This is a genomic window from Lentzea sp. NBRC 102530 (assembly GCF_030269365.1).
In the GTDB taxonomy this organism is placed as follows: domain Bacteria; phylum Actinomycetota; class Actinomycetes; order Mycobacteriales; family Pseudonocardiaceae; genus Lentzea.
This window is the reverse complement of sequence record NZ_BSTF01000004.1, coordinates 273,567-295,738: the sequence shown is the minus strand read 5'-3', so window position 1 is coordinate 295,738 and position 22,172 is coordinate 273,567. Positions and strand designations below refer to the sequence as shown.

16 protein-coding genes are annotated in these 22,172 nt (G+C 70.0%); 8 read left to right on the top strand and 8 right to left on the bottom strand.

Annotation, left to right across the window (positions count from 1 at the left end):
• Position 1 precedes the first annotated feature (1 nt).
• From QSK25_RS12870 to QSK25_RS12860, 3 genes are read left to right on the top strand one after another with little or no spacing between them, the layout of a single operon-like run.
• Positions 2-1,405, top strand: coding sequence for a TIGR02677 family protein (locus QSK25_RS12870; protein WP_285638261.1), 1,404 nt, complete (start codon positions 2-4; stop codon positions 1,403-1,405).
• The gene (locus QSK25_RS12865) at positions 1,402-2,451 is read left to right on the top strand and encodes a TIGR02678 family protein (RefSeq protein WP_285638259.1); all 1,050 of its coding nucleotides are present in this window, start codon (positions 1,402-1,404) and stop codon (positions 2,449-2,451) included. Before QSK25_RS12870 ends, QSK25_RS12865 begins: the two co-directional genes overlap by 4 nt.
• Complete coding sequence (locus tag QSK25_RS12860) at positions 2,444-6,220, top strand: TIGR02680 family protein (protein ID WP_285638257.1); 3,777 nt, start codon at positions 2,444-2,446, stop codon at positions 6,218-6,220. The genes QSK25_RS12865 and QSK25_RS12860 overlap by 8 nt, the downstream gene beginning before the upstream one ends.
• On the opposite strand, the gene QSK25_RS12855 is transcribed toward QSK25_RS12860, so the two are convergent.
• Genes QSK25_RS12855 through QSK25_RS12845 form a run of 3 tightly spaced genes read right to left on the bottom strand, consistent with a single transcriptional unit; the run spans position 6,204 to position 10,182 of the window.
• Positions 6,204-6,701, bottom strand: coding sequence for a hypothetical protein (locus tag QSK25_RS12855; protein ID WP_285638255.1), 498 nt, complete (start codon positions 6,699-6,701; stop codon positions 6,204-6,206). The genes QSK25_RS12860 and QSK25_RS12855 overlap by 17 nt on opposite strands.
• A gap of 17 nt (positions 6,702-6,718) precedes the next feature.
• Entirely contained in the window at positions 6,719-7,891 is a 1,173-nt protein-coding gene (locus QSK25_RS12850) for an exonuclease domain-containing protein (protein WP_285638253.1), read from the bottom strand.
• 8 nt (positions 7,892-7,899) lie between these two features.
• Complete coding sequence (locus tag QSK25_RS12845) at positions 7,900-10,182, bottom strand: helix-turn-helix transcriptional regulator (protein WP_285638251.1); 2,283 nt, start codon at positions 10,180-10,182, stop codon at positions 7,900-7,902.
• Between the two features lie 84 nt (positions 10,183-10,266).
• Here QSK25_RS12845 and QSK25_RS12840 point away from each other — a divergent pair, with 84 nt between their 5' ends.
• Complete coding sequence (locus QSK25_RS12840) at positions 10,267-11,319, top strand: cytochrome P450 family protein (protein ID WP_285638249.1); 1,053 nt, start codon at positions 10,267-10,269, stop codon at positions 11,317-11,319.
• Here the strand turns inward: QSK25_RS12840 and QSK25_RS12835 are convergent.
• The 3 genes from QSK25_RS12835 to folP are packed head-to-tail and all read right to left on the bottom strand — an operon-like array spanning position 11,276 to position 13,386.
• Positions 11,276-11,560 carry a hypothetical protein gene (locus tag QSK25_RS12835; protein ID WP_285638247.1) on the bottom strand — a complete coding sequence of 95 codons (285 nt, stop codon included), beginning with the start codon at positions 11,558-11,560 and terminating at the stop codon, positions 11,276-11,278. The two genes, QSK25_RS12840 and QSK25_RS12835, sit on opposite strands and share 44 nt — an antisense overlap.
• Positions 11,561-11,608: 48 nt before the next feature.
• On the bottom strand, positions 11,609-12,547 hold the full coding sequence (locus tag QSK25_RS12830) for a hypothetical protein (protein ID WP_285638245.1): 939 nt from the start codon (positions 12,545-12,547) through the stop codon (positions 11,609-11,611).
• A 14-nt stretch (positions 12,548-12,561) separates the two neighbouring features.
• A complete protein-coding gene (folP, locus tag QSK25_RS12825) occupies positions 12,562-13,386 on the bottom strand; it encodes a dihydropteroate synthase (protein ID WP_285638243.1) in 825 nt (274 codons plus the stop codon).
• A gap of 62 nt (positions 13,387-13,448) precedes the next feature.
• Here folP and QSK25_RS12820 point away from each other — a divergent pair, with 62 nt between their 5' ends.
• From QSK25_RS12820 to QSK25_RS12805, 4 genes are all read left to right on the top strand, one after another.
• The gene (locus QSK25_RS12820; RefSeq protein WP_285638241.1) at positions 13,449-14,495 is read left to right on the top strand and encodes a DUF2786 domain-containing protein; all 1,047 of its coding nucleotides are present in this window, start codon (positions 13,449-13,451) and stop codon (positions 14,493-14,495) included.
• 95 nt (positions 14,496-14,590) lie between these two features.
• The gene (locus tag QSK25_RS12815; RefSeq protein ID WP_285638239.1) at positions 14,591-15,073 is read left to right on the top strand and encodes a hypothetical protein; all 483 of its coding nucleotides are present in this window, start codon (positions 14,591-14,593) and stop codon (positions 15,071-15,073) included.
• Between the two features lie 64 nt (positions 15,074-15,137).
• Positions 15,138-15,410: a GlsB/YeaQ/YmgE family stress response membrane protein gene (locus tag QSK25_RS12810; protein ID WP_285638237.1), complete on the top strand. Its 273-nt coding sequence runs from the start codon at positions 15,138-15,140 to the stop codon at positions 15,408-15,410.
• Between the two features lie 781 nt (positions 15,411-16,191).
• On the top strand, positions 16,192-18,375 hold the full coding sequence (locus QSK25_RS12805; RefSeq protein WP_285638235.1) for an esterase-like activity of phytase family protein: 2,184 nt from the start codon (positions 16,192-16,194) through the stop codon (positions 18,373-18,375).
• Here QSK25_RS12805 and QSK25_RS12800 read toward each other — a convergent pair.
• Positions 18,372-19,199: an SWIM zinc finger family protein gene (locus QSK25_RS12800; RefSeq protein ID WP_285638233.1), complete on the bottom strand. Its 828-nt coding sequence runs from the start codon at positions 19,197-19,199 to the stop codon at positions 18,372-18,374. The genes QSK25_RS12805 and QSK25_RS12800 overlap by 4 nt on opposite strands.
• Positions 19,192-22,164, bottom strand: a complete 2,973-nt coding sequence (locus tag QSK25_RS12795) for a DEAD/DEAH box helicase (protein ID WP_285638231.1) — start codon at positions 22,162-22,164, stop codon at positions 19,192-19,194. Before QSK25_RS12795 ends, QSK25_RS12800 begins: the two co-directional genes overlap by 8 nt.
• Positions 22,165-22,172 lie beyond the last annotated feature (8 nt).

Below are 22,172 nucleotides of genomic sequence, written 5' to 3'. Positions count from 1 at the left end.
GGTGACGACGTTTCCACGGGTGCCCGCGGACCTGTTCCGGTTCACCACGGCCCCGCACGCGGAGCTGCACACTGCGGTGATGCGCGTGTTCGGGGTGGCGAACGAGCGCCTGGAGACCGTCCTCACCGCCGATGACGTGCAGCAACGGCTCAGGAGCGTCGGCTGGGCCGAGCAGGTGACGGACGACGAGCTGCAGGCGTCCCTCAACGCTCTGCGTCAGTGGGGGCTCGTGGACGCGGGTCAGCACCGGTACGGGCTGACGAAACTCGGCGAGGCGGCGTACGAGGGGTTGCGGCACGCGCTCTCGACGCTCGCCACCAACGGGTCGCTGCAGACGGCCGTGCTGGACGCGATCGCGGGCCGGCTCGACGACCTCGCGGAGCCGCTGAGCGACGGGCGGGTGTTCAGCTCGTTGATGGAGCTCGAAGGGCACCTCGACGCGCTCACCGGTGGGACCACGCGGTTCAACGCCGAGTTGCAGCGGCTGCTGCGGGACGAGCAGGCCGACCTCGCCACGTTCCAGGACGTCAAGCGGACGACGGTCACCTACCTGCGGGACTTCATCGCGGACCTGGACGGGCGCAAGGCGCGGATTCGCGAGGCGGTCGAGAAGCTCGATCCCGGGGAGTTGCACGCGAAGGCGCTCAACGGGGCGGGGGTGTTGCACGACGAGACGTGGTTGTACGAGCGCAAGGAGCGGTGGAGGAACCTCAAGGCGTGGTTCGTGGACAACCCTCCGCGCGTGGACGAGTTGCAGGACGTGTCGCGCAAAGCGATCGTGCAGCTGCTGCGCGTGCTCGATCGCATCAGTGAGCAGCGCAAGAAGCCCACGAACACCGCTGCTGATTTCCGGGCGTTGGCCCAGTGGTTCGCGCGGACCGAGACGGAGGACGAGGCGCACGAGTTGTTCAACGCCGCGTTCGGGCTCTACTCGTCGCGGCACGCTCATCTCGCGCACGAGGACGGCGAGTTGCTGTCCACCTCCGAGGCGTGGGAGAACACGCCGCCGGTGCCCGTGTCGCCGCAGCTGCGGGCCACCGGCAAGCAGGAGCACATCGGGGCGACCGGGAAGGTCCGCGACGTCGGCGAGGTGCGCCGGAACCGCCGGGAGCAGGCGGAACGGGAACGCGCGGAGCTCGAGTACGCGTGGTCGCAGATCCAGACGGACGGCGCGATCCGCATCTCCACGCTCACGAACCTCGACCACGACACGTTCCACCGGCTCATCGACCTGGTGGGGCGGGCGCTCGGCAGCGATCCGGACAGCACCGGCACGCGCTCGGCGGGAACGAGTGACGGGCGGATGCAGATCAACCTCCGCAACGCCCGGGGCTGGGCGACCATGACCACCCAGAAGGGCACCTTGAGCGGGCCCGACTACGTGATCGACGTGCAGAGCCGATGAGCCGCACGGGAAACCAGCTCGCACGGTTGGAGAGCGAGGAGGTCGCGCGTGGTGTGCGGCTGCTGCTCGCACGGCCGTTGCTGACCGCACGGCAGGACCACGACGGGTTCGACCTCATCAGAAGGCGCCGCGAACCGATCACGAAGTGGTTCGACTACTACTGCGGCTGGCGGGTCGTGGTCGAGCCACGGGCCGGATACGCGCGGTTGTTCAAAACGACGTCACGGCCTGATCGCACGCGTCCGGCGTTCGACCGCAGGCGGTACGTCCTGCTGTGTCTGGTGTGTGCGGAGTTGCTGACCACACCGACGACGACGCTCGACGAGCTGACGGCGCGTCTGCCGGACTTCGACTCGGCGCGGCGCAGTGACCGCAACGCGTTCAACGACGTGCTGACGTTCCTCGAAGAGCACGGGGCGGTGGAGCTGAACGAGCAGGTCCACGCGGATCCGACGCTGATCACGCGCCTGCTGGCCGCGCCGGTGCCGCCGTCCACCGTGGACACGGTCGAGGCCCTCACCACCGAGACCCGCTACGACACCGCGCACCGCAGCCTGTGGCAGCGGCACTCGGTGATGCGCAGGCTCATCGACGACCCGGTGGTCTACAAGGACGACCTGAGCGCCACGCAACTCGCGTTCCTCAGTTCGCCGGCCGGGCGCAAGGTCGTCCAGACGGGCATCACGCTCGCCGGCTGCACGCTGGAAGAGCGCAAAGAGGGGTACGTGGTGGTGGACGCCGACGCGATCGCCACGGACACGAGGTTCCCGGACGACGACAACAACGCGAAAGTCGCCGCGTTGTTGTTGCTCGACCGGTTGGCACGAGGGCCTGCCACGACAGAAGATCTGGTCGAGGAATCACGCGAGCTGCTCACCAAGTTCCGCACGTGGGCGAAGGCCTACCAGTCGGACGGTGGCGCCGGCAGGCTCGCGGCGGACGGGATCGAACTGCTGGAGGCGTTCGGGCTCGCGCGCACGGAGAACGGCACCGTTCACAGGCTGCCCGCCGCAGCCAGGTACGCGGTCGAGGAGCTGCATGACTGACCGGTGGCAACCCAGCCGCGCCGGCATCATCAACGTCTGGCGCTACTACGACGAGATCTTCTCGTTCTACCAGGGCAGATTGCTGCTCAGAGGCCCCAACGGCACGGGCAAGTCCAAGGCGCTCGAGCTGCTGCTGCCATACCTGTTCGACGCGAACCTGCGTCCGCACCGCCTGTCGACGTTCGGCAGTGCGGACCGCACGATGCACTGGAACCTCATGGGCGAGGGTGCCCAGGGCAACAGCACGCGCGTCGGGTACGTGTGGCTCGAGTTCCAGCAGGGCGAGCAGTGGTTCACGTGCGGCGCGCGTCTGCAGGCCACCACGAACACGTCGAACGTCGGAGCCACCTACTTCACGACGTCGCAGCGCATCGGCGACCTGGCGCTGGTGAACGAGTCCGGGCGCCCGCTGACCACCACCGACCTCACGGCGGCCATCGGCGAGCACGGTGTCGTGCACACCTCTCCGGCCGATTACCGCAACACGGTGCGGACGACGTTGTTCCCCGGCGTGACCGAGCAACGGTACGACTCACTGATCACCGCGCTGCTGCAACTGCGCACGCCGAAGCTGTCCGAACGGCTCGACCCGAGCGTGCTGTCGTCGTTGCTGTCCAAGGCACTTCCGCCGCTCGACCAGTCCGACCTGACCGAGATCGCCGAGGGGTTCGAACGGCTCGACCGGCGGCGCGAGGGGCTGCGGCGGCTCGACGACGAGATCGCCACCGCCGAACGGCTGGCGGACGTGCAGCGCGTCTACGCCCAGCGGGTGCTCGCCGTGGCCACGCGGGCGCTGGAGTCGTCGACCGAGCAGCTCGAGGACCTGACCAGGGCCGCCCGCATGAGCGAGCGCCGCTACCAGCGGCAGATCACGCTGACCGACGAGGCGTTCGACCAGCTCGCGGCGCTGGGACGGGAGGCGAGCGCGGTCGAGGCGGAGATCTCCGGCATCTCCGACCTGCCCGCCTACCAGGAGGGCAAGCAGCTCGACCTGTTGCGGCAGCAGCTTTCCGCCGCGAGCCTGCGTGCGTCGGAGGCGGCCGCACACGCCGCGAAACTGCGCGCACGGGCCGTGGCGGACGAGGAACAGGCCGGGCAGGCCAAGTCCGATGCGGCCGCACGCGCTGATGAACTGCGACGGTCCGCCGCAGTCGCACGGGAGGCCGCCGCGCGGGCCGGCATGGCGTCGGTGTTCGACGAGATCGAGTCGGGCGGTGACGCGCGCACGGGCCGACAGCTGCTCACGGCGGCCGTCGAGGCCCGGTCGGCCGAGATCAACTCGATCACGCGCACCGTTGCCGCGCACAAGAGAGCTGTCGACGCACGGGACGCCGCACGCCGACGGCTCGACGAGACCCGCGACGAGCTGGAGCAGGCCAACGAAGCGGAGGCCGTGGCGCAGAAGGCGTTCGAGCAAGCGTTTGCGAAGTTCCTCGCGGACTTCGACACGTGGTCGCGCGGCTGCGCCGAGCTGAACATCCACGAGCACGGCCAGATCGTCGAGGCCGCCGCGATGGCGCGGGAGGAGTTCAGCCGCATCGAGGCGCGGCTGGACGAGACGCGCGCGGCGTTGAACAGCCAGCTCACGCAGTACCGGTCCATCCGCGAGAAGCTCGCCAACCAGGTCGATGTGCCACCACCGGCGCCTTACACGCGGGACGGCGCCTATCGCGCATCCGCCGCGGGCGCTCCGTTGTGGCGTCTGGTCGACTTCCGCCCGGGCACCCCGCCGGCCGTGTGCGCCGCGGTCGAGGCCGCGCTGGAGGCGTCCGGCCTGCTCGACGCGTGGATCACGCAGGACGCCTCGTTCGACGTGTCCGCCCACGACCGCTTCGGCGAACCACTGCTGGTCGGCCCCGCCGCCGGCACGACGCTGCTGGAGGTGCTGGTCACCGAGGACGAGCGGTGCCACCGGTTCCTGGAGACCATCGCGTTCGGCGACACGGCGTCCGGGCACGCGGCCGCGATCGGCGCGGACGGCACGTGGCGGCTTGCGAACGCGCACGGCAGCTGGGCCAAGCCCGTGCCCACCTACATCGGCGCCGACGCCCGCAAACGCGCTCGCAGCGGCCGGATCGCCGAGCTCACCGGCCTGATCGAACAGCTCGCGACCGATCTGTCCGGGGTGGACGCCGCGCGCAACCAGATCTCCGTGCGCCGCGCGACGCTCGCGGGCGAACTCGCGCGGCAGCCCTCGAAGGACCCCATGGAGGTCGCCGAGGAGCAGCGCGACAAGGCCCAGCTGCGGTGTGCGGCGCGCAACGACGCCGTTGCGGCGGCAACGCGGCAGGTGGCCGAGGCGGAGGCCGCCGTCGCCCGCCACACGGTCGGCACGGAGGTCCCCGACACCGAGGAGCTCACGGCGTTCGGCAGCGCCTGCCACCGCTGGCTCGACGACCGGCACGACGCGTTCACCACCGAGGCGCTGTCGGTCGAGGCCGGCACGCGCGCGTCGCTGTCCAACACGCTGGCCGACGAGGCCGAGGAGACGTCGGCCGCCCGTCAGCAGGAGGCCACCGACCTCGCCATCACGCTGGAAACCGTCGAACGGGCGGCGGGCGCGGAGTTCCACGCCCTCGACCAGCAGCTCATCACGTTGCGCGCCAAGGCACTCGACATCGCCGAACGACGCGAACTGCTGCAAGACAAGCAAACGGGCTTGGCGCGCACACTCGGCACGTTGGAGGAGAAGCGCAAGAACGACACCGCACGTGCCGCGGAAGCCACTGTGGTGCACCAGGCTGCCGAAGCTCGTCATCGCCACCTGACCAGCGCCCACCTGCCCGCCGACGCCGGGGAGGTGCCCGACGTCATCGTCGACCCGCGCCTGATCCGCGAGTCGGAGTCGAAGCTCGGCATGGCCGTGCACGAGGCGCAGCAGCAGCTGGGCGGACGCATCGAACTGTCGCTCGACCCCGACGACGACGTCACGGTGCTGACCGCGACGCTGGACGGGACGCGCATGGGTGCGCACGCCCTGCTGCAGACGTTGAAGGCCGAACGCGACCGCGTGCGCACGCACATCACGGACGTCGAGCGCGACCTCTTCGACCAGACCCTCACCGGCGACACCCGCCGGCACATCGCGCAGCGCATCCAGGGCGCGACCGCGCTGGTCGGCACGATGAACCACCACCTGGCACGCGTGCAGACCGCGTCGGGCATCCGCGTGCAGCTCGACTGGCAGGTCGATCCGCAGCTGCCGCCGGGCACCCGCGAGGCGCGCGACCTGCTGCTGCGCTCAGACCTGAACGACGACGAACGCGCGTTGCTGCACCAGTTCTTCCGTGAGCGCGTGGAAGAAGCACGCGCACACGACTCCGCAACGGGCTGGGAACAACAACTCGCCCAGGTGCTCGACTACACGACGTGGCACCAGTTCGTCGTGAAGGTCGACAGGGGCGAGGGCTGGGTCCCGGTGACCAAACGCGTGCACGGCGCGTTGTCCGGCGGTGAGAAGGCCATCGTGCTGCACCTGCCGTTGTTCGCCGCAGCAGCAGCGCACTACCACGCGACCCCGACCGCGCCCCGGCTGATCCTGCTGGACGAGGTGTTCGTCGGCGTCGACGCGACCAACCGCGGCCAACTGCTGGAGCTGCTGGTCAACTTCGACCTCGACCTGGTGCTCACCTCGGACCACGAGTGGTGCGACTACCGGGAGCTGACCGGCATCGCCATCCACCAGCTCACGACCGGCACGGACGGAGACGACGCCGTCACGACCGTGCGCTTCACCTGGGACGGACACAGCCTCACGGCCGATGACTGAACAACGCCAACAGTTCTCGCTGATCGTCGTTGAGCGCTGAGTGGGGCCGCGGGTAGATTTCCGCGGCCTCCCACAACTCCTCACGCACGCTGGACGCCGTACCGATCCTGCGCCCACGCGCGCGCAGGTCGTCCATGAGGTCCTTGGCCTCGAACAGGTACACGGCGTCGATGACCAACGGCCGTGTGGTGCCGACGGAGCTGTCCGGGGCTGACTTCGGACCGGTCAGCACGAGGTAGACCTCAGGCCCGCCCTCTTCCTTCAGGTCGAGGATGTTCTCCCGCTTCGGGTACCAGCGGATGGTCACCGTGCGGCCGTCCGGCAGCCGTCCGTCGATGCTCGCGTTGGCCTGCGGTTCCAGGGCGATGCCGAGGATCCGTGCCGCGATCCAGTCGCCGAGGTGTCCCGTCGTGGCGGGGCGCCGGATGCACGCCGCCAGCGCCGCGTCGATGCTGTTGCGCGCCCCGATCAGCTTCGCCACGCGCCTCACGTCCTCCGTCATCGAGACCCGCTCAACTGACCGAGCAGCCCGGCGAACAGGTCCTCGGACACGATCGGGATTCCGTACGCGCGCGCCTTGTCCGCCTTGCCGGACAGGGAATCTGGGTCTGCCGCGATCACCACCGCGGTCTTCTTCGTCACGCCCGCCTTCACGGTGAGCCCGGCGGACGACGCCCGGCTCTCCCACACGTCCCGGCTCTCGCGCATCTCGCCGGTGAACACGACGAGGTCGCCCAGCGAGAGCCGAACCGATCTGCGCAGCGCACCGGCGACCTCGACGCCGAGCAACGACGCGACCAGCCGCAGGTCGGCCTCCTCGGCCGCGGTCAGCCGGCCGTCCGCCCACGCGGCGTCGGCCAGGGCAGCGAGGTAGCCGCGGTGCAGTTCCATCACCTGTGGCAGGCCGAAGTCGAGTGCGCGCGCCACTTCGAGCAGCTCCTCCTGCTCCTCCAGCGACAGGTGCCGGTCGACCAGCGCGCGGTCGAGCACGTCGAGGTACTCGTCACCCGACGACATCTCCACGCGTGGCAGCAGTCGCACGAGCTTCGCCAGGAAGTGCTGTTCGGCTCCATGTGCGTGGCCGCGTTGGACAGCGAACGCGTTGACGGTCCGCGGCACGGTGAGCTGCACCGGCTCCACGTGCCCGACGCGGTCCAGGCACAGGGCGAGCAGTCCCGCCGATGCCCGTGCGTCGTGCAGTGCCGAGTGCGCGGTTCCCATCGGCACTCCGGCCACCTCACAGCACGCGGCGAGGGACCGCGACGATGCGCCGAGGTAGCGGCCGGCGAGGTTCATCGTGCACAGCCCTGTCAGCGCGCCGAGTTCGTGGCCGAGCCGTGCGAACTCGGCCTGCAAGAACCGCAGGTCGAACGACAGGTTGTGCGCGACGAGCACCCGTCCCGACAGTCGTGCGGCGAGCTCACCGGCGATGCCGGCGAATTCGGGTGCGCGCCGGGCGTCCGCGGCGCTGATGCCGTGCACGCGCTGGGCGCCGAGGTCGCGGCGGGGGTTGACGAGCGTGCACCACTCGTCGGTCCGGCGCCCGGCCCCGTCGAGGTGCACGACGGCGACCTCTATCACCCGGTGGTGCTGACCTGGTGAAAGCCCGGTGGTCTCGACGTCGACGACCGCGTACCCGTTGCTCATGTCCGGCCTGTCGTTCGGACCCATGCCGGACGTTATCCCTGACCGCCCGCGTCATCCGATAGGACCAACGCGAGCTCGCCGCGGGTCGTGATGCCGAGCTTCGAGTACGCATTGGACAGATGGTTGTCCACGGTCCGTACGGAGATCACCAACGACGACGCGATCTCTTTGTTCGTGAGTCCCCGCGCGGCGAGCACGGCCACTTCACGTTCGCGACTCGTCAGCGGGGTCAGCGTCATCCGTGCCAACGCCGGTGTTCGCGCCCCCTCGCACCGCGCCATCAGTCTCGTGAACAGCGCACGGTCGCCCGACTCCGCTGCGGCCTCGGCCGCCAGCAACGCGAAGCCGCCTGCCTCGAACCGCCCGGCCACCCGCACGAGCCCGGCGGAGTCGTTGCGCACCAACGCCTCGGCGTGTTCGGCGAAGACCGGTACGAGCAGACCCGTGATCGTCTCGGCGAGTTCGCGCAGGCGTTCGTGAGACTCGGCGGCGTGTCCCAGACGCACGGCCTCGTGCAGCAGCAACGCCTCGAAGGCGAACTCACCGTGCGCACGGGCGTCCGCCACCGCGTCGAACGGCGACACGCCGCCCGCCCAGATCCGCGCCAGCCACACCCCGTGGCTGTACGGGCGCATCCCCTGCGGCGTCCGCTCTTCCGCCTCCGCCAGCAACGACCGCGCGTCGTTGCCGAGCATCGCCTCGGTCAGCGCCAGCTCGCACAAGCGCGCGAACGGTTGCGCGGGCCGGGCCTCCAGCAGCAACCGCCGCGCCTCCAGCAGCCGTCCGCCCGCCCTCGCCAGCCCGGCGAGCGCCACCGCCCAGGTCGACCGCATGGAATCCCACTCGGTCTTCTTCTTGTAGGCCTGCACGGCAAGACGTTCCGCTTGTGCCAGATCGCCGTGCATGGAGTGCACGAACACCTCGGCGAACACGATCGTCTCCAGGCCGAGCCCTGCCTCGGGAGTCGGCGGGACGACCGGGAACGGTCTCGTGTAGCTGCCCTGTACGACGTCGGCCATCGCGAGGACCGCCGCTTCGTCCGGCTTGTCGTACGAGAGCAGCGCGCGCACCTCGTCGTACTTGCCCGCGTGGAACAGAAGCACGGATCGTGCGAGGTCCATCTCCAGCATCGCGGCGGCTTCCTCGCTGCGGCCTAGTCCCCAGCCCAGGTTCAGAGCGCGCATCGTGCGCACCTCGATCGGGTCGTCGTCCGTGGCGACCATCGAGAAGACCTCCTCGGCCTCCTCCGGGCGGTCGGTGAACAGCAGTACCTCGGCCAGCACCCGACCGGCCTCCACACCACCACCGACGGACCATGCGGCGCGTGCGAGTCGTTCCGCCAGAACAACACCACCCGTTGCGCTGGCGAGATGCGCGGCCTTCAGCAAGAGCTCGGGATCATCCGCCGTACCGCTGTCGAGCTTCAACACCGCTACCCGCAGCGGATCGTCCAGCAACGAAGCCAGGTGTCGTTGATGGTTGCGCTTGCGCAGAGGAGGGCACTGCGCGCGCAACACCTCGCCGTACAACGGATGCGCGAGCCGCAGCCCCTCGTCCGTCACGGTCACGAGGCCGTCCAGCGCCTCGGACGCGGCGAGGTCCAGCGGCTCACCGAACGCCAGCAGTTCGAGCACGCGGCGTTCCTCGGCGGGCACGACGGCGAGGTGTGCCTCGATCAGCTCGACCAGCCGTGGCGACAACGGCAGCGGACCGTCCAAGGACCACACACCGCCGTGCGACACCCACTGCGCAGCGAAGTGCATCTCTCGCAGCAGCAACATGTTCCCGGCCGACGCCGTCCACAGCCGATCGGCCGTGACGCTGTCCAGCACTCCGCCGAGCACGGTCTCCAACACCTCGACCACCGCCGCACGGCCGAGCGGGTCGAGTTCGATGCGCGGCAGCAGTTCGTCCTTCCAGAGCGCCACCACCGGGTCGGGTGCGCGTTCGCCCGACCGCAACGTCGCCACCACAACGGATTCGCGGTGTTGCACGAGTTGGTGCAGCAGTCCTGCTGACGCGTCATCGAGCAGATGGACGTCGTCCACCACCACGACGCGTCCACGCAACGCGGTCCGTGCGCTGGTCAGCATCGCCAACGGAGAGGAGTTCACCGACGGCAGGAAGGGCGCCATCACCCCGAGTGGAATCTCCGACATCGCCGCCGTGGCACGCAGCCGGACGTCGCACGCCACCTCGTCCAACAGCCGCGTCTTGCCCACGCCCGCCGGGCCCGCCACGATCAGCCCGGCACCCCGCACGGCACGCCGGACCGCGGTCAGTTCGGCGTCCCTCCCCACGAACGGCCACCCCATGGGCTCAGGCTAGGTGATGGGCGACGCCAAGATGGGTGATCACCTACTCATGCCCCTGACCAGCACGAACACCACGATGAGGGCATGAGCTTCTTCACCGACCCGACCCCGTACTTCGACCGGTGGCGCGAGCAGGGGCCCGCGTTGACCGAGACCCCGGACGGCCGGCGGTCCTGGGTGATCAGCCGCTACGACGACGTCGTGCAGGCGCTCGGCCACCCCGGACTCAGCAGCGCGGTCATCCCCGGCGGCATGCTCAACCACACCGATCCGCCGGAACACACGCAGCTGCGCAAGCCCATCGCGCGCGCGTTCACCACACGGCGCATGGAAGCCCTTCGGCCGAGCATCGAGGAGATCGCCAACGAACTCCTCGACGCGTGGCAGGGCGCGGAGGAGGTGGACGTCATCGAGACGTTCGCCCATCCCCTGCCGATCACCGTCATCTGTGAACTCCTAGGTGTGCCCGAAGAGGACAGAAACGAGGTCCGAACGCTCTCCGCGGAGCTGATCGAGCCCGCAACGATGACCGAGGCGTTCGGGAGGTTCACCGCCTACGTCGAGCGGCTGCTGGCGTCCAAGGAGCCCGGTGACGACGTCATCACCGAGCTCCGCGACGAACCGAACCTGGTGATGACGCTCGTGTTGCTCATCACAGCAGGGCATGAGACGACCGTGCAGCTCATCGGCAACGGTCTGTTCGCGCTGCTCCGCGATCCTGCGCTGAAGCGGGCGCTGATCGAGGAGCCGGCCCTGGTTCCGGACGCCGTCGAGGAGTTCCTGCGCCTCGACGGGCCGTTGTCACTGGGCGTGGGTCGTGTCGCCACTGCCGACGTGGTGGTCGGAGGGGTCACGATTCCGAGATCTTCGCAGGTCACCGTCTCACTGGGGGCGGCGAACCGGGATCCTTCCCGGTATTCCGATCCGGACGTGGTGCAGCTGGGGCGGGACCCACACGTCGCGTTCGGTCACGGCGTCCACTACTGCGTGGGGGCGCGGCTCGCTCGTGTCGAGGGTGAGATCGCCTTCGCAACGCTCCTTCGGCGTTTCCCGGAACTCGCGCTCGCCGCTGAGCCCGAGTGGAGGGAGTCATTCATCCGAGGCTTGGGATCATTTCGCGTGCGACCGAAGCCTTGACGGCGGCACGGGCGGCCGACAGGTCGTCGACAGCGTAAATCTCCGGGCAGGACGCGATGACGAGGTCCTTGTCTGACGCGACGGTCAGCAAAGAAACTTTCTCGGTCAACGACTTGGCCTGCCGGACAACTCCCTTGGAGTCCACGCGGATCAGCGTGACCCACGTCTCTGACCAGGGAAAGTCGGCAACAGCGCTGGATTTGCGCAGGCCTTCCACATCGAACTCGGCAAATCTGGGCATGACACCAAGATAACGAGTCGAGGTAGCGGAAAGGCAAAGATCACCCCTTTACCGCAATGCAGCCAGCAGATGAGACAGGTTGACGCCCACGGCGTCGGCCAACCGGCGCACGACTTCCGGAGCGGGTGCCAACGGGTGTGTCTCGCGGGTGAACGGCAGGCCTTCACCGCCGGAAAACTTCGATTGCGGCGTGACGGGCGCGAGGATCGGGTAGACGCGCCAGCGCGGCACCTTCGAGTCCGCCATGGCGAGCGTGTTCTCGTGCCACAGCATCACGGTGGACTGCTTGATGTTGCGCGCGAGGACGCAACCGTGGCCCGTGAGCGTGATCGCGCGCGCGGCGGCCCGTACCGCGTTGCGGAACTCACCCTCCACGACCCACACGCCGTTCATGAACTCCGCCGTGAAGCCCTCGGTCTCCAGCGCGGCGATCGTCTCGGCGTGCTGGTCGTCCGCGGCGGCCGTGGCGAGTTCCACGACCTCCTGGACCTCAGAAGCCGTCACCACGCGCGCACCGGCCTCCGTGGAGTGGTGCAGGAGGCGTTCGACGTGCCGGTCCTCCGCGTAGGCCGCCCACTCCTGGGCCTTCTCCCACGCCGACCGTGCGATGACATCGGCCTCGGAACCGCCACGCAGCCGTGCGTCCTGGAGCAGCTGTGCGAGCACCACGGCGATGACAGAGCTCAGCAGGGCGTCGTCACGCGTCTCGTCGTCCTCGGGCACGAGAGAGACGACCAGGTCGCGCAGTTCGGCACGCCAGCTCTCGTCGCCCGCCCACACGCCGACGGCGAGCAGGTTCAGGTAGTGGTCCGCGAGCGCCATCCGCACGAGCAACGGCTGAGCGGCCGCCTCCCGCGCGTCGCGGCGCGCGGTCGCCTTCAGCTGCTGCCGTTCCGCGGGATCCACCACGCTCACGCGGATCTTGTCGAGTTCGTCGAGGAAGTCGTCCCACCGGTCGTCCGAAAACCGGGCGAAGACGTCGTCCACCTGATACCTCCAGCTCACAGTCGAGCGACGGACTCGATTACTCGTCTGGTGCGCGCCACCTCGTGCGCGCGAAAGACCGCGGCGCCCGCCAACGCCGCGATCGCGGTCGCGACGAGGGTGCCCTCGACGCGCTCGTGCAGTTCCACGCCGAGGGTCTCCCCGACGAAGTCCTTGTTGGACAACGCCATCAGCACCGGCCACCCCGTCGCCACCAAGGCGTCCGTGTGGCGCACCAGCGCGAGGCTGTGCCACGTGTTCTTGCCGAAGTCGTGTGTGGGATCGATCAGCACGCTCTTGCGAGGCACACCGAGTGCGACCACCCGTTCCGCGCGCGTCGTGGTCTCCGCGACGACGTCCGCGACGAGGTTCGGGTAGCTCACCCTATGCGGACGCGTGCGGGGCCGCGCACCGCCCGTGTGCGAGCAGACGTAGCCGGCGCCGTACTCCGCGGCGACCTCGGCGAGCTGCGGGTCCGCGCCCGCCCACGTGTCGTTGAGCAGGTCGGCACCTGCCTCGCAGACGAGCCTGCCGACGTCCGCACGCCAGGTGTCGCTGCTGATGATGAGATCCGGGTACGCGGCGCGCACGCGTGCGATGAACGGCACGACGCGACGCACTTCCTCGCCGGAATCGACCAGATCGCCCGGACCGGCCTTCACGCCACCGATGTCCACGATGTCCGCGCCCTCGTCCACGACGCGGTGCACGGCCTCCATGGCCACGTCCTCGGCGTAGGTGGCGCCCCTGTCGTAGAACGAGTCGGGGGTGCGGTTGATGATCGCCATCACCAGTGCACGGTCGCGGACGACCGTCCGGCCGCGGAACTGGAGCTCGATCACATCCCGTGTCTACCAGGTGGTCCCCGACCTTGGCACATGGCGGACGTCTCATACTGCATGGCGTGGAACTGGTGAAAGCGGTCGATGCGCTGTGGGAGCGCGGTTGGCTGCCGTACGACGTGCGCGAGATCGTGTCGCGTTCTCTCGATGAGTCCGCCACCTCTCTCGTGGTGGACGTGATCGCTTTGTCCTGTTCGCCGCATGCGGCGAGCACCGTGCACCCGCGGTGGCAGCGTCAGCTGGACGAGATCGGCGCCTCCGTGTGGTGGGAGGGTCCGTTGCTGGAGGCGTGGGCGTCGCGGCACATCGAGACTGGTTCGTACGCCGAACGCACCGCTGCCGAGCTGTTGAAGTTCATCGGTCGTTTGCCGTCGTTGCCGTTGATCCTGCCGTTGCCGGGTGACGCGCTGATGTCCGCCGTGCGCGCGGGGCTCGACCCGAAGGTGCTCAACCGCGTGCGCGGCCTGCTGGCGAAGGCCGAGTCCACGGCGTTCCCGGAGGAGGCCGAGGCGCTGTCGGCCAAGGCGCAGGAGCTGATGAACCGGCACGCGCTGGAGCGGGCGATGCTCGACGCGGACCTGCCGGCGCAGGCGACCTCGCGGCGGATGTGGCTAGACAAGAGCTACTTCAAGGAGAAGTCGCAGCTCGTGCACGTGGTGGCCGGGGCGTTCCGGTCGCGCGCGGTGGCCTACGACGGCTTCGGGTTCGTCGCGCTGGTGGGCGACGAGGTGGATCTGGAGAGCGTGGAGCTGTTGTCGACGTCCCTGCTCGTGCAGGCCACCCGGGCGATGGTCGCCGCCGGCGGCAAGTCCGGGAAGGGCAGCGAGGCGCGTTCGCGGCCGTTCCGGAAGTCGTTCCTGGTGGCCTACGCGTCCCGGATCGGCGAGCGGCTGACGGCGGTGGAGGAGTCGCCGGTGGTCGAGGACGAGCGGTTGCTGCCGGTGCTGGCCGAGCGCAAGCAGGCCGTGGACACGTTGTTCGAGCAGATGTTCACGCGGACGCGCACCTCGCGCGTGACGGTCCGCTCGGCCGCCGGGTGGGGCGCGGGCCGTGCCGCCGCGGACGTCGCGGACATCGGCACCGGTCGCAACGCGGTGACCTCGAGCTGACCGGCCACCCCTTCGAGTGAACTCCCGCCGTCCAAGGGCGTCCGGAGGCCTCCACCCCCGATTTCCCGTCAGACCCCCTCCCTAACGTCGACCCCATGACATCCACCTTCCACAACGAAACCAAGCTCGGCGAAGTCAACTACCGCCTGAGCGCGACCACCGACACGACCGACGCGATGGTCCTCGACCTGCTCGGCTCCCTCGACTCCGGCGAGGTGGTGGCCGACGGCCGCCTGCGCCTCCCGGTGGAGGGCGGCGCCACCGTCGGCAAGCTGCTGGCGCGGGTCCTCACGGCCCACACCCGCCTGCGCTCCCGCCCGTCCCGCCACGCCAACGCCAACCAGCCCTGGACCGACACCCTCGACTCGACGCTGCGCACCGAGTGGCTCACCGCCCCGGAACCGGACGCGGCGAAACTGATCAGGTCGATCGCCGACGACATGGCCCGCTCCGCCACGGCCATCAGGGCCCGCCTGGCCAGAGTGGGCTGCGACCCGGACGTGCCCGGCCGCGAACTCTCCCCCGCGGCGGCCACCCTGCTGGGGGCGACCTCAGGGCAAAGTCAGGGAAAGACCTGATCCGCCGCCCACGCCCCCGGCGGAGGCTGGAGTAAGCAAGCACCAGAGCCTCAGGGGGTACGCAGTGGAAATCGGCGGCCTGTTCACAGCCCTGCTCTTCGGAGCCATCATCGGCGGCCTGGGCCGTCTGGTGGTCCCGGGCAGGCAACACGTCTCACTGCCGGCGACGATCCTCGTGGGCATCGTCGCCGCCCTGCTGGGCACAGCAGCCGCCACGGTCCTGGGCGTCTCCGACACCTCGGGGATCGACTGGATCGAACTGGCCCTCCAGGTGGGCCTCGCCGGCGCCGGCGTGACCCTCTGGGCCAACCGCTCCAGGCAAAAGCTCCCCCGCTGACCACCGGGCGAGGGCGGCCCGCGCCGCCCACCCACGCCCGCACCTCACCGCACCGCCGCCAGACCCGAGCCGCCAGACCCGAGCCGCCAGACCCGCCGAGCGCACCCAAGCCACAGCGCCCGGCCCGCCGGCCCTCATCGGGTCGAGGCGGCCGCCTTCCCGCCGCCCGTACCGCCCGCGCGCGGGAAGTCACCGCCCTCGCACGGCGGGGTCGCTCTGCCTGCATGCGGCAGAGTCCCGCTGCCACACCCCAAGAGCAAGGCAGAGTCACGCCACCCGCACGCGCCGCAGTCCCGCCGCCTCCACAACCCAAGAGCACGGCAGAGTCACGCCGCTCGCACGCGGCGCGGCCCCACCGCCTTCGCAACCCAAAGCAAGGCAGAGTCGCGCCGCTCGCACGCGGCGCAGCCTCACCGCCTCCGCTCGATTGAGCTGTGCTGCCTTCACGTTCGTAGAGCGCGGCCGAGCCGAGCTGCCTTCACGTTCGTAGAGCGCGGCTGAGCCGAGCTGCCTCCTCCTACCCGAAGCACCGAAAGCCCGGTGGCTCAAAGGTTCCGCAGTCTCGGGGGCAGGTGCCGGCCGCACCCCTCACACCATCCTGCCCTCGAACCATCCCTACCCCGAACCGCTCCCGCCCGCCCACCCCACGTGTGACGAGCCGCCGGCCGTTGCGCCCCGACCCCCAGGAGGCCGCCCACCCCGGATGATCAGCGAACGTTCATCCCCCAGACCACTCCGTCAGCCACAATGCGCGCCTCCGACAGCGTGATGAGGAGGACCAGTGGTCCGGTTGTGCACAGGCCTGGTGGCCGTGGTGTTGCTCGCGTCCGCCGCGCCCGCCCAGGCGTCGGCGCCGTCGCGGTTCCAGCGGTTCGACACGATGTCGGTGTTCCGGAACACCTCCGCGGGTGAGCACACGGCGTCCGAGATCGCCGCCGCCACGGCGGACGGCAGGCTGGTCGTCTACACCGACTCGCCGGGCAGACGGATCGGGTTCGCGAGGACCGGGTCGAAGCTGACGCCCGACGGGGTGCTGGCGATGCCGGGTGAGCCGACGTCGGTGGACGTCGTCGGCGACCTCGCGCTGGTGGCGGTGAACACGTCGGAGTCGTTCACCGAGCCGTCCGGCTCGCTGCTGGTGGTGGACCTGGGGAGCCGCCGGGTCGTGGCGCGTCACGAGCTCGGCGGGCAGCCCGACTCCATCGACGTCTCGAAGGACGGCCGGTACGCGGCCATCGCCATCGAGAACGAGCGGGACGAGGACGTCGACGACGGCGCCATTCCGCAGGCGCCGGGTGGGTTCCTCACCATCGTGGACATCAAGCAGGACCCGGAGAAGTGGCAGCTGCGCAAGGTCGAGCTGACCGGCATCGCCGAGGTGGCTCCGCGTGACCCCGAGCCCGAGTACGTGAGCATCAACGGCCGCAACCAGGTGGCGGTCACGTTGCAGGAGAACAACCACATCGCGATCGTGGACCTCGAGTCGGGCCGGATCACCAAGCACTTCCCGGCGGGCTCGGCGACGGTGCACAACGTCGACACCGAGGACGACGGCAGGTTCGACCCGAGCGAGACCATCACAGCCGCGCGGGAGCCCGACGCCGTCGCGTGGCTCGACGACCACACGCTCGGCACCGCCGACGAAGGGGACTACCTGGGCGGGTCGCGCACGTGGACCGTGTTCGACGCCGACTCCGGCAGGGTCGTGTTCTCCTCGGGCAACGAGCTGCAGCGGATCGCGGTGGAGCAGGGGCAGTACCCGGACGGGCGGTCGGACAACAAGGGCGTCGAGCCCGAGGGGCTGGCGGTCGCGACGTTCGGCAGGGACAGGTACGCGTTCGTCGGCCTGGAGCGCGCGAACCTCGTCGCCGTCTACGACGTGAACAACCCGCGCAGGCCGCAGTTCCTGCAGGCGTTGCCGACCGGGGTGGGGCCGGAGGGTCTGCTGCCGATCCCGGCCACCCGGACGCTCGTCGTCGCGGCGGAGGAGGACTCGGCCGAGGACGGCATCCGCTCGTCGCTGAGCGGCTACCAGCTCACGCGCACGCCGCTCGCGGTGTCGTTGCAGCGCAACCAGGGCACGCCGTCGATCGTGTCGGACGGCATCGACTTCGGTGCGCTGTCCGGGCTTTCGGGCATCCCCGGCAACCACCGCGACGTCGTGTCCGTCACGGACGCCGCCTACACGCCGACCCGCGTCCTGACCATCGACACGGTTCAGGCGCCGGCGAAGGTGCGCGAGGAGCTGACGCTCACCAAGGACGGCAAGCCGGCGAGCTACGACGGCGAGGGCATCGCCGCGCGCAAGAACGGCGGGTACTGGATCGCGGTCGAGGGTGACGGCAAGCAGAAGCCGAACCTGCTGCTCGAGGTCGCCGCGAACGGCGCAGTCACCAGGGAGGTCCCGCTGCCCGAGGCGGTCGCGAAGACGGCCACCGGCAACGGGTTCGAGGGCGTCACGGTGATCGGCAGCGGCGGGAACGAGCAGGTGTGGCTGGCCGTGCAGCGCGAGTGGAAGGCCGACGAGCCCGGTCAGGCCACGCTGGCCCGGTACACGCCGGCGACCGGCGAGTGGGCGTTCGCCGCGTACCCGCTCGACGCGCCGCAGGCCGGTGCGTGGATCGGCCTGTCCGAGATCACGGCGTTGAACGACCGCACGCTGCTCGTCCTCGAACGCGACAACCAGCGCGGTGACGCGGCCAGGACCAAGAAGGTCTTCCGCGTCGACATCAGCCGCGTCGCGCCGGTCGCGGCGGGTGCCGGGAAGCCGGTGGTCACGAAGAAGCTCGCCGAGGACCTCGTCCCCGCGCTCGAGGCAGGCGGTGCCGCCACGCACGACAAGCCGGAAGGACTCGCCGTGATCGGCACCTGGCCGCTGCAACGCCTCGTCGGCGTCGTCGACAACGACGGCCTCGACGACGCGCCGGGCGAGTCGGTCTTCCTCCGGCTCGGCTGGGTCCGCTAGTCGGCGGGCTTCAACGCCAGGTAGGCCGGGCGCACCAGCTCGGCCAGCGAGGCCCCGCCCACGGTGATGGGCACGGAGTCGAGCTGGTCGAGCACCGCGTCCGGCCGCACCTCCGCGGTCGGGTCACCGAGGTTCAGGCTCGTCGTGGTCTGCTTGTGCCAGAACGTGTCCAGGCACCTCGTCAGCGGCGGCGCCTCCTCGCGCGCCGGGGCCGCCAGCGTGGTGCCGCGCAACGTCCGCAGCCGTTCCAGCAGTTCCTCACGGCCGCGCCCGCGCCACGCGAGGATCTCGAACGGGTCGTTGTCGAACGACTCCGCGAGCAGGTAGCAGGTCGCGGCGAGGTGTTTGCACGGCACCTCCCAGTCCGGGCACGTGCAGTCCATCGTCAGCTCACGCTGCGTGGCGGGAAACAGTTGCAGCCCGAGCGACGCGAACAGCGACTCGATGTCCGTCGGCATCTCGCCCGCCAGCAACTTGGCCGCGTACAGGGCCTTCCCGGCCAGCGCGTGCTCGATGCGCTGCCACTCGGCACCGGTGAACGACTTGATCGCGATCCGCGCCTTGTACGGCGTCGGCCGCGATCCCTGTACCAGGGCGATGACCATGCTCGTGGACAACGACAGCGACAGGACCTGGCCCTGCCGCGCGTAGTTGCGCCCGCGGGCCAGTCGCCCGCCCATCCCGAACGACTCCAGCACCTCGATGAACCGCCGCGACCACCACGTCGCGCCGATGTCACCGCGCTGGCTGCGCGCCTTGATCCCGTTGTCCGCCTTGATGGTCCTGCCGTACCGGGGCCACTCCCCCGACCAGTGCTCACTCACCGACGGCCTCCCCCGACAACGACAGCAGGTCGCGCAACTGGGCCGTCGACAGCTCGGTCAGCCAGTTCTCACCGGCTCCGACCACCAACTGCGCCAGCGCGCGCTTCTCCTCGATCATGGCGTCGATGCGCTCCTCCAGCGTGCCGATGCACACGAACTTGCGCACCTGCACGTTGCGCTGCTGCCCGATCCGGAACGCGCGGTCGGTCGCCTGGTCCTCGACGGCGGGGTTCCACCAGCGGTCCAGGTGGATCACGTGGTTCGCGGCGGTGAGGTTGAGCCCGGTCCCGCCCGCTTTGAGCGACAACAGGAACAACGACGGCCCGCGCTTGTCCTGGAAGCGCTCGACCATGCGGTCACGCGCAGCCTTGGAGGTGCCGCCGTGCAGGAACAGCACCTCGGTGTCGAAGCGCGCGGCCAGGTACGGCACGAGCATGCTGCCGAACTCGGTGAACTGCGTGAAGCACAACGCCTTGTCGCCCTCGGCGAGCACCTCCTCCAGCACCTCCTCCAGCCGCGCGAGCTTGCCGGACCGTCCCGCGACGCGGGAGCCGTCGCCCAGGAAGTGGGCCGGGTGGTTGCAGACCTGCTTGAGCTTCGACATGGTCGCGAGCACGAGTCCGCGCCGCTCGATGCCCTCGTCCGCCTCCTCGATCTTCTCCAGCATGTCGTTGACGACGGCCTGGTACAGCGACGCCTGCTCGGGGGTGAGGTTGCAGAGCTGGCGCATCTCGACCTTGTCCGGCAGGTCGCTGATGATGCGCGGGTCGGTCTTCACGCGCCGCAGCACGAACGGGTTCGTGATCTTGCGCAGGCGGGCGGCGGCGTCCTGGTCGTTGTGGCGCTCCACGGGAACGGCGAAGCGGGCGCGGAACGTGTTGACCGTGCCGAGCACACCGGGATTCGCGAAGTCCATGATCGACCACAGTTCGGCCAGCCGGTTCTCGACGGGCGTGCCGGTGAGGGCGACGCGGTGCCGTGCCTTGAGCTGCCGCACGGCCTGCGACTGGCGGGTCGCGCTGTTCTTGATGTTCTGCGCCTCGTCCAGCACCACGCGGTCGAAGGTGAGGTCTGCCAACGCGTCCGCGTCGCGCGCGGCCAGCGAGTACGTGGTGAGGACCAGGTCGTTGCTCTCCACGGCCTCGCGCAACGCGTCACCGTCCAGCCGGTCCGCGCCGTGGTGCACGTGCACCTTGAGCTCCGGCGTGAACCGCGCGGCCTCGCGCTGCCAGTTGCCGACGACCGACATCGGGCAGATCAGCAACGTCGGCGGCCGCTTGCCGTTGGCGCGGTTCAGCGCCTCCAACGCCAGCAGCTGCACGGTCTTGCCGAGCCCCATGTCGTCGGCCAGGCACGCACCCAGGCCGATCTTGTCGAGGAACGCGAGCCACGCCAGGCCGCGTTGCTGGTACGGGCGCAGCCGCGCGCCGAAGTTCTCCGGCGGGTCGACGGGTTCCAACTGCTCGTCGGCCTTGCCGGTGAGCAGGTCGCCGAGCCAGCCGTCCGCCTCGACGTCCACCAGCGGCAGCGGCAGGCTCTCGTCCGCCTCCGTCAGTCCACTGTGGAGCATGACCTCCGCTGCGGTCATCTGGCCACCACCGCGTTTGAGGAACGCGAGCCCGGCCGCGAGCCGCTTCTGGTCGACCTGCACCCACTGTCCGCGCACCTTGACCAGCGGGACCTTCGCCCTGGCCAGCTCGGCGAGCTCCGCGTCGGTCAGCGTGTCCGCGCCCAGCGCGAGTTCCCACTTGTAGTCCACGATGGACTTCAGGCCGATCTCGCTCTCCTTCGCGACGGTCCCGGCCGTGCCGCGGCTCTTGGTCGTGAGCTTCAGGCCGAGCTTCGTCGTCTGCTGCCACCAGGACGGCAGCAGCACGCCGAACCCGGCCTGCGCCAGTGCGGGCGCCGCGGTCAGGAACCGGTACGCGCCCTCCGCGCCGACCTCCAGCTCGGAGGGGTGCTGGCCGCGCAACGCCTCGTCGAGGTCGGGGTGCAGCTTGCTCGCGCGCCCGAGGTCGGCGAGCAGGTGTTCCTGCGGTGCGGGGATCCAGCGCCTCAGCACACCGTCGTCGGCGAACCACACCTGCTGCGCGGGCACGAGCACGCTCGGTTCGTCGACGGCCTGGAGCAGGAACTCGACGGCCCACTCCTCCTCGTTGCGCTGCTCGGGCGAGCGCAACCGGAAGCACGTGCGCACCGGGCTCTCGGTGCCCGCGCTGGTCCGCCACCGGTCGAGCTGCTCGCGCAGTTCGTAGAGCTCGACGGGGTCCGCGTCGAACGTGGGCTCGCCGGTGAGCGCGGCGAGCCACGCCTCAGCGGTGGTCCTGCGTCGTTGTGGTGCGAGTGCCACGCCTTCGAGACGGGCGCGCACCTGTTCGTCCACCGCGGTCGTGAGCGCCGCACGGACCAGTTCGCCCGGGTCGCCGGCGATCTCCTCGCAGCGGCATGCGGGCGGCATCGCGGCCTGCAACGAGGCGAAGCGCGCCGAGTCCGTTCCCGACAGCACCGGAACCCACCGCGCACGGGGCTGATCCGGTGCGACGGCGGGCAGCACGCGGCCACGTTCGACCAGGTCAGCGGCAAATCCGGCCACGTCGAACACGAACCGCGCCGAGTCGCTCAGCCGCATCTCGGCGGGACGTTCCGGGGTGCCGTGCAGCCGGACCGTGGGCACGCCCCACTGCCGCAGTTGCACCTTGCCTCGCTGGGCACGTCCGGCGGTGAGCGGGTCGCGCACCAGTTCCGGCGACGCCATCGGACCGGACGAGAACGACGGCAGCAGCAACGCACGGGTGGTCGCCTTGAGCGGTTCCAGCCCGAGCACGGCGGCCAGCGTCTCGGTCGTCGCGGCGAACGGGTGGGGCGCGTCCCGTCTCGTGCTCTCGCTGCGGGCGGGCAGCCCGGAGTCCTCGGCCCACAGCGCGAGGACGCCGTCGGTCGTGCAGAGGCCATGCAGTACGAGCACCCTTGAAC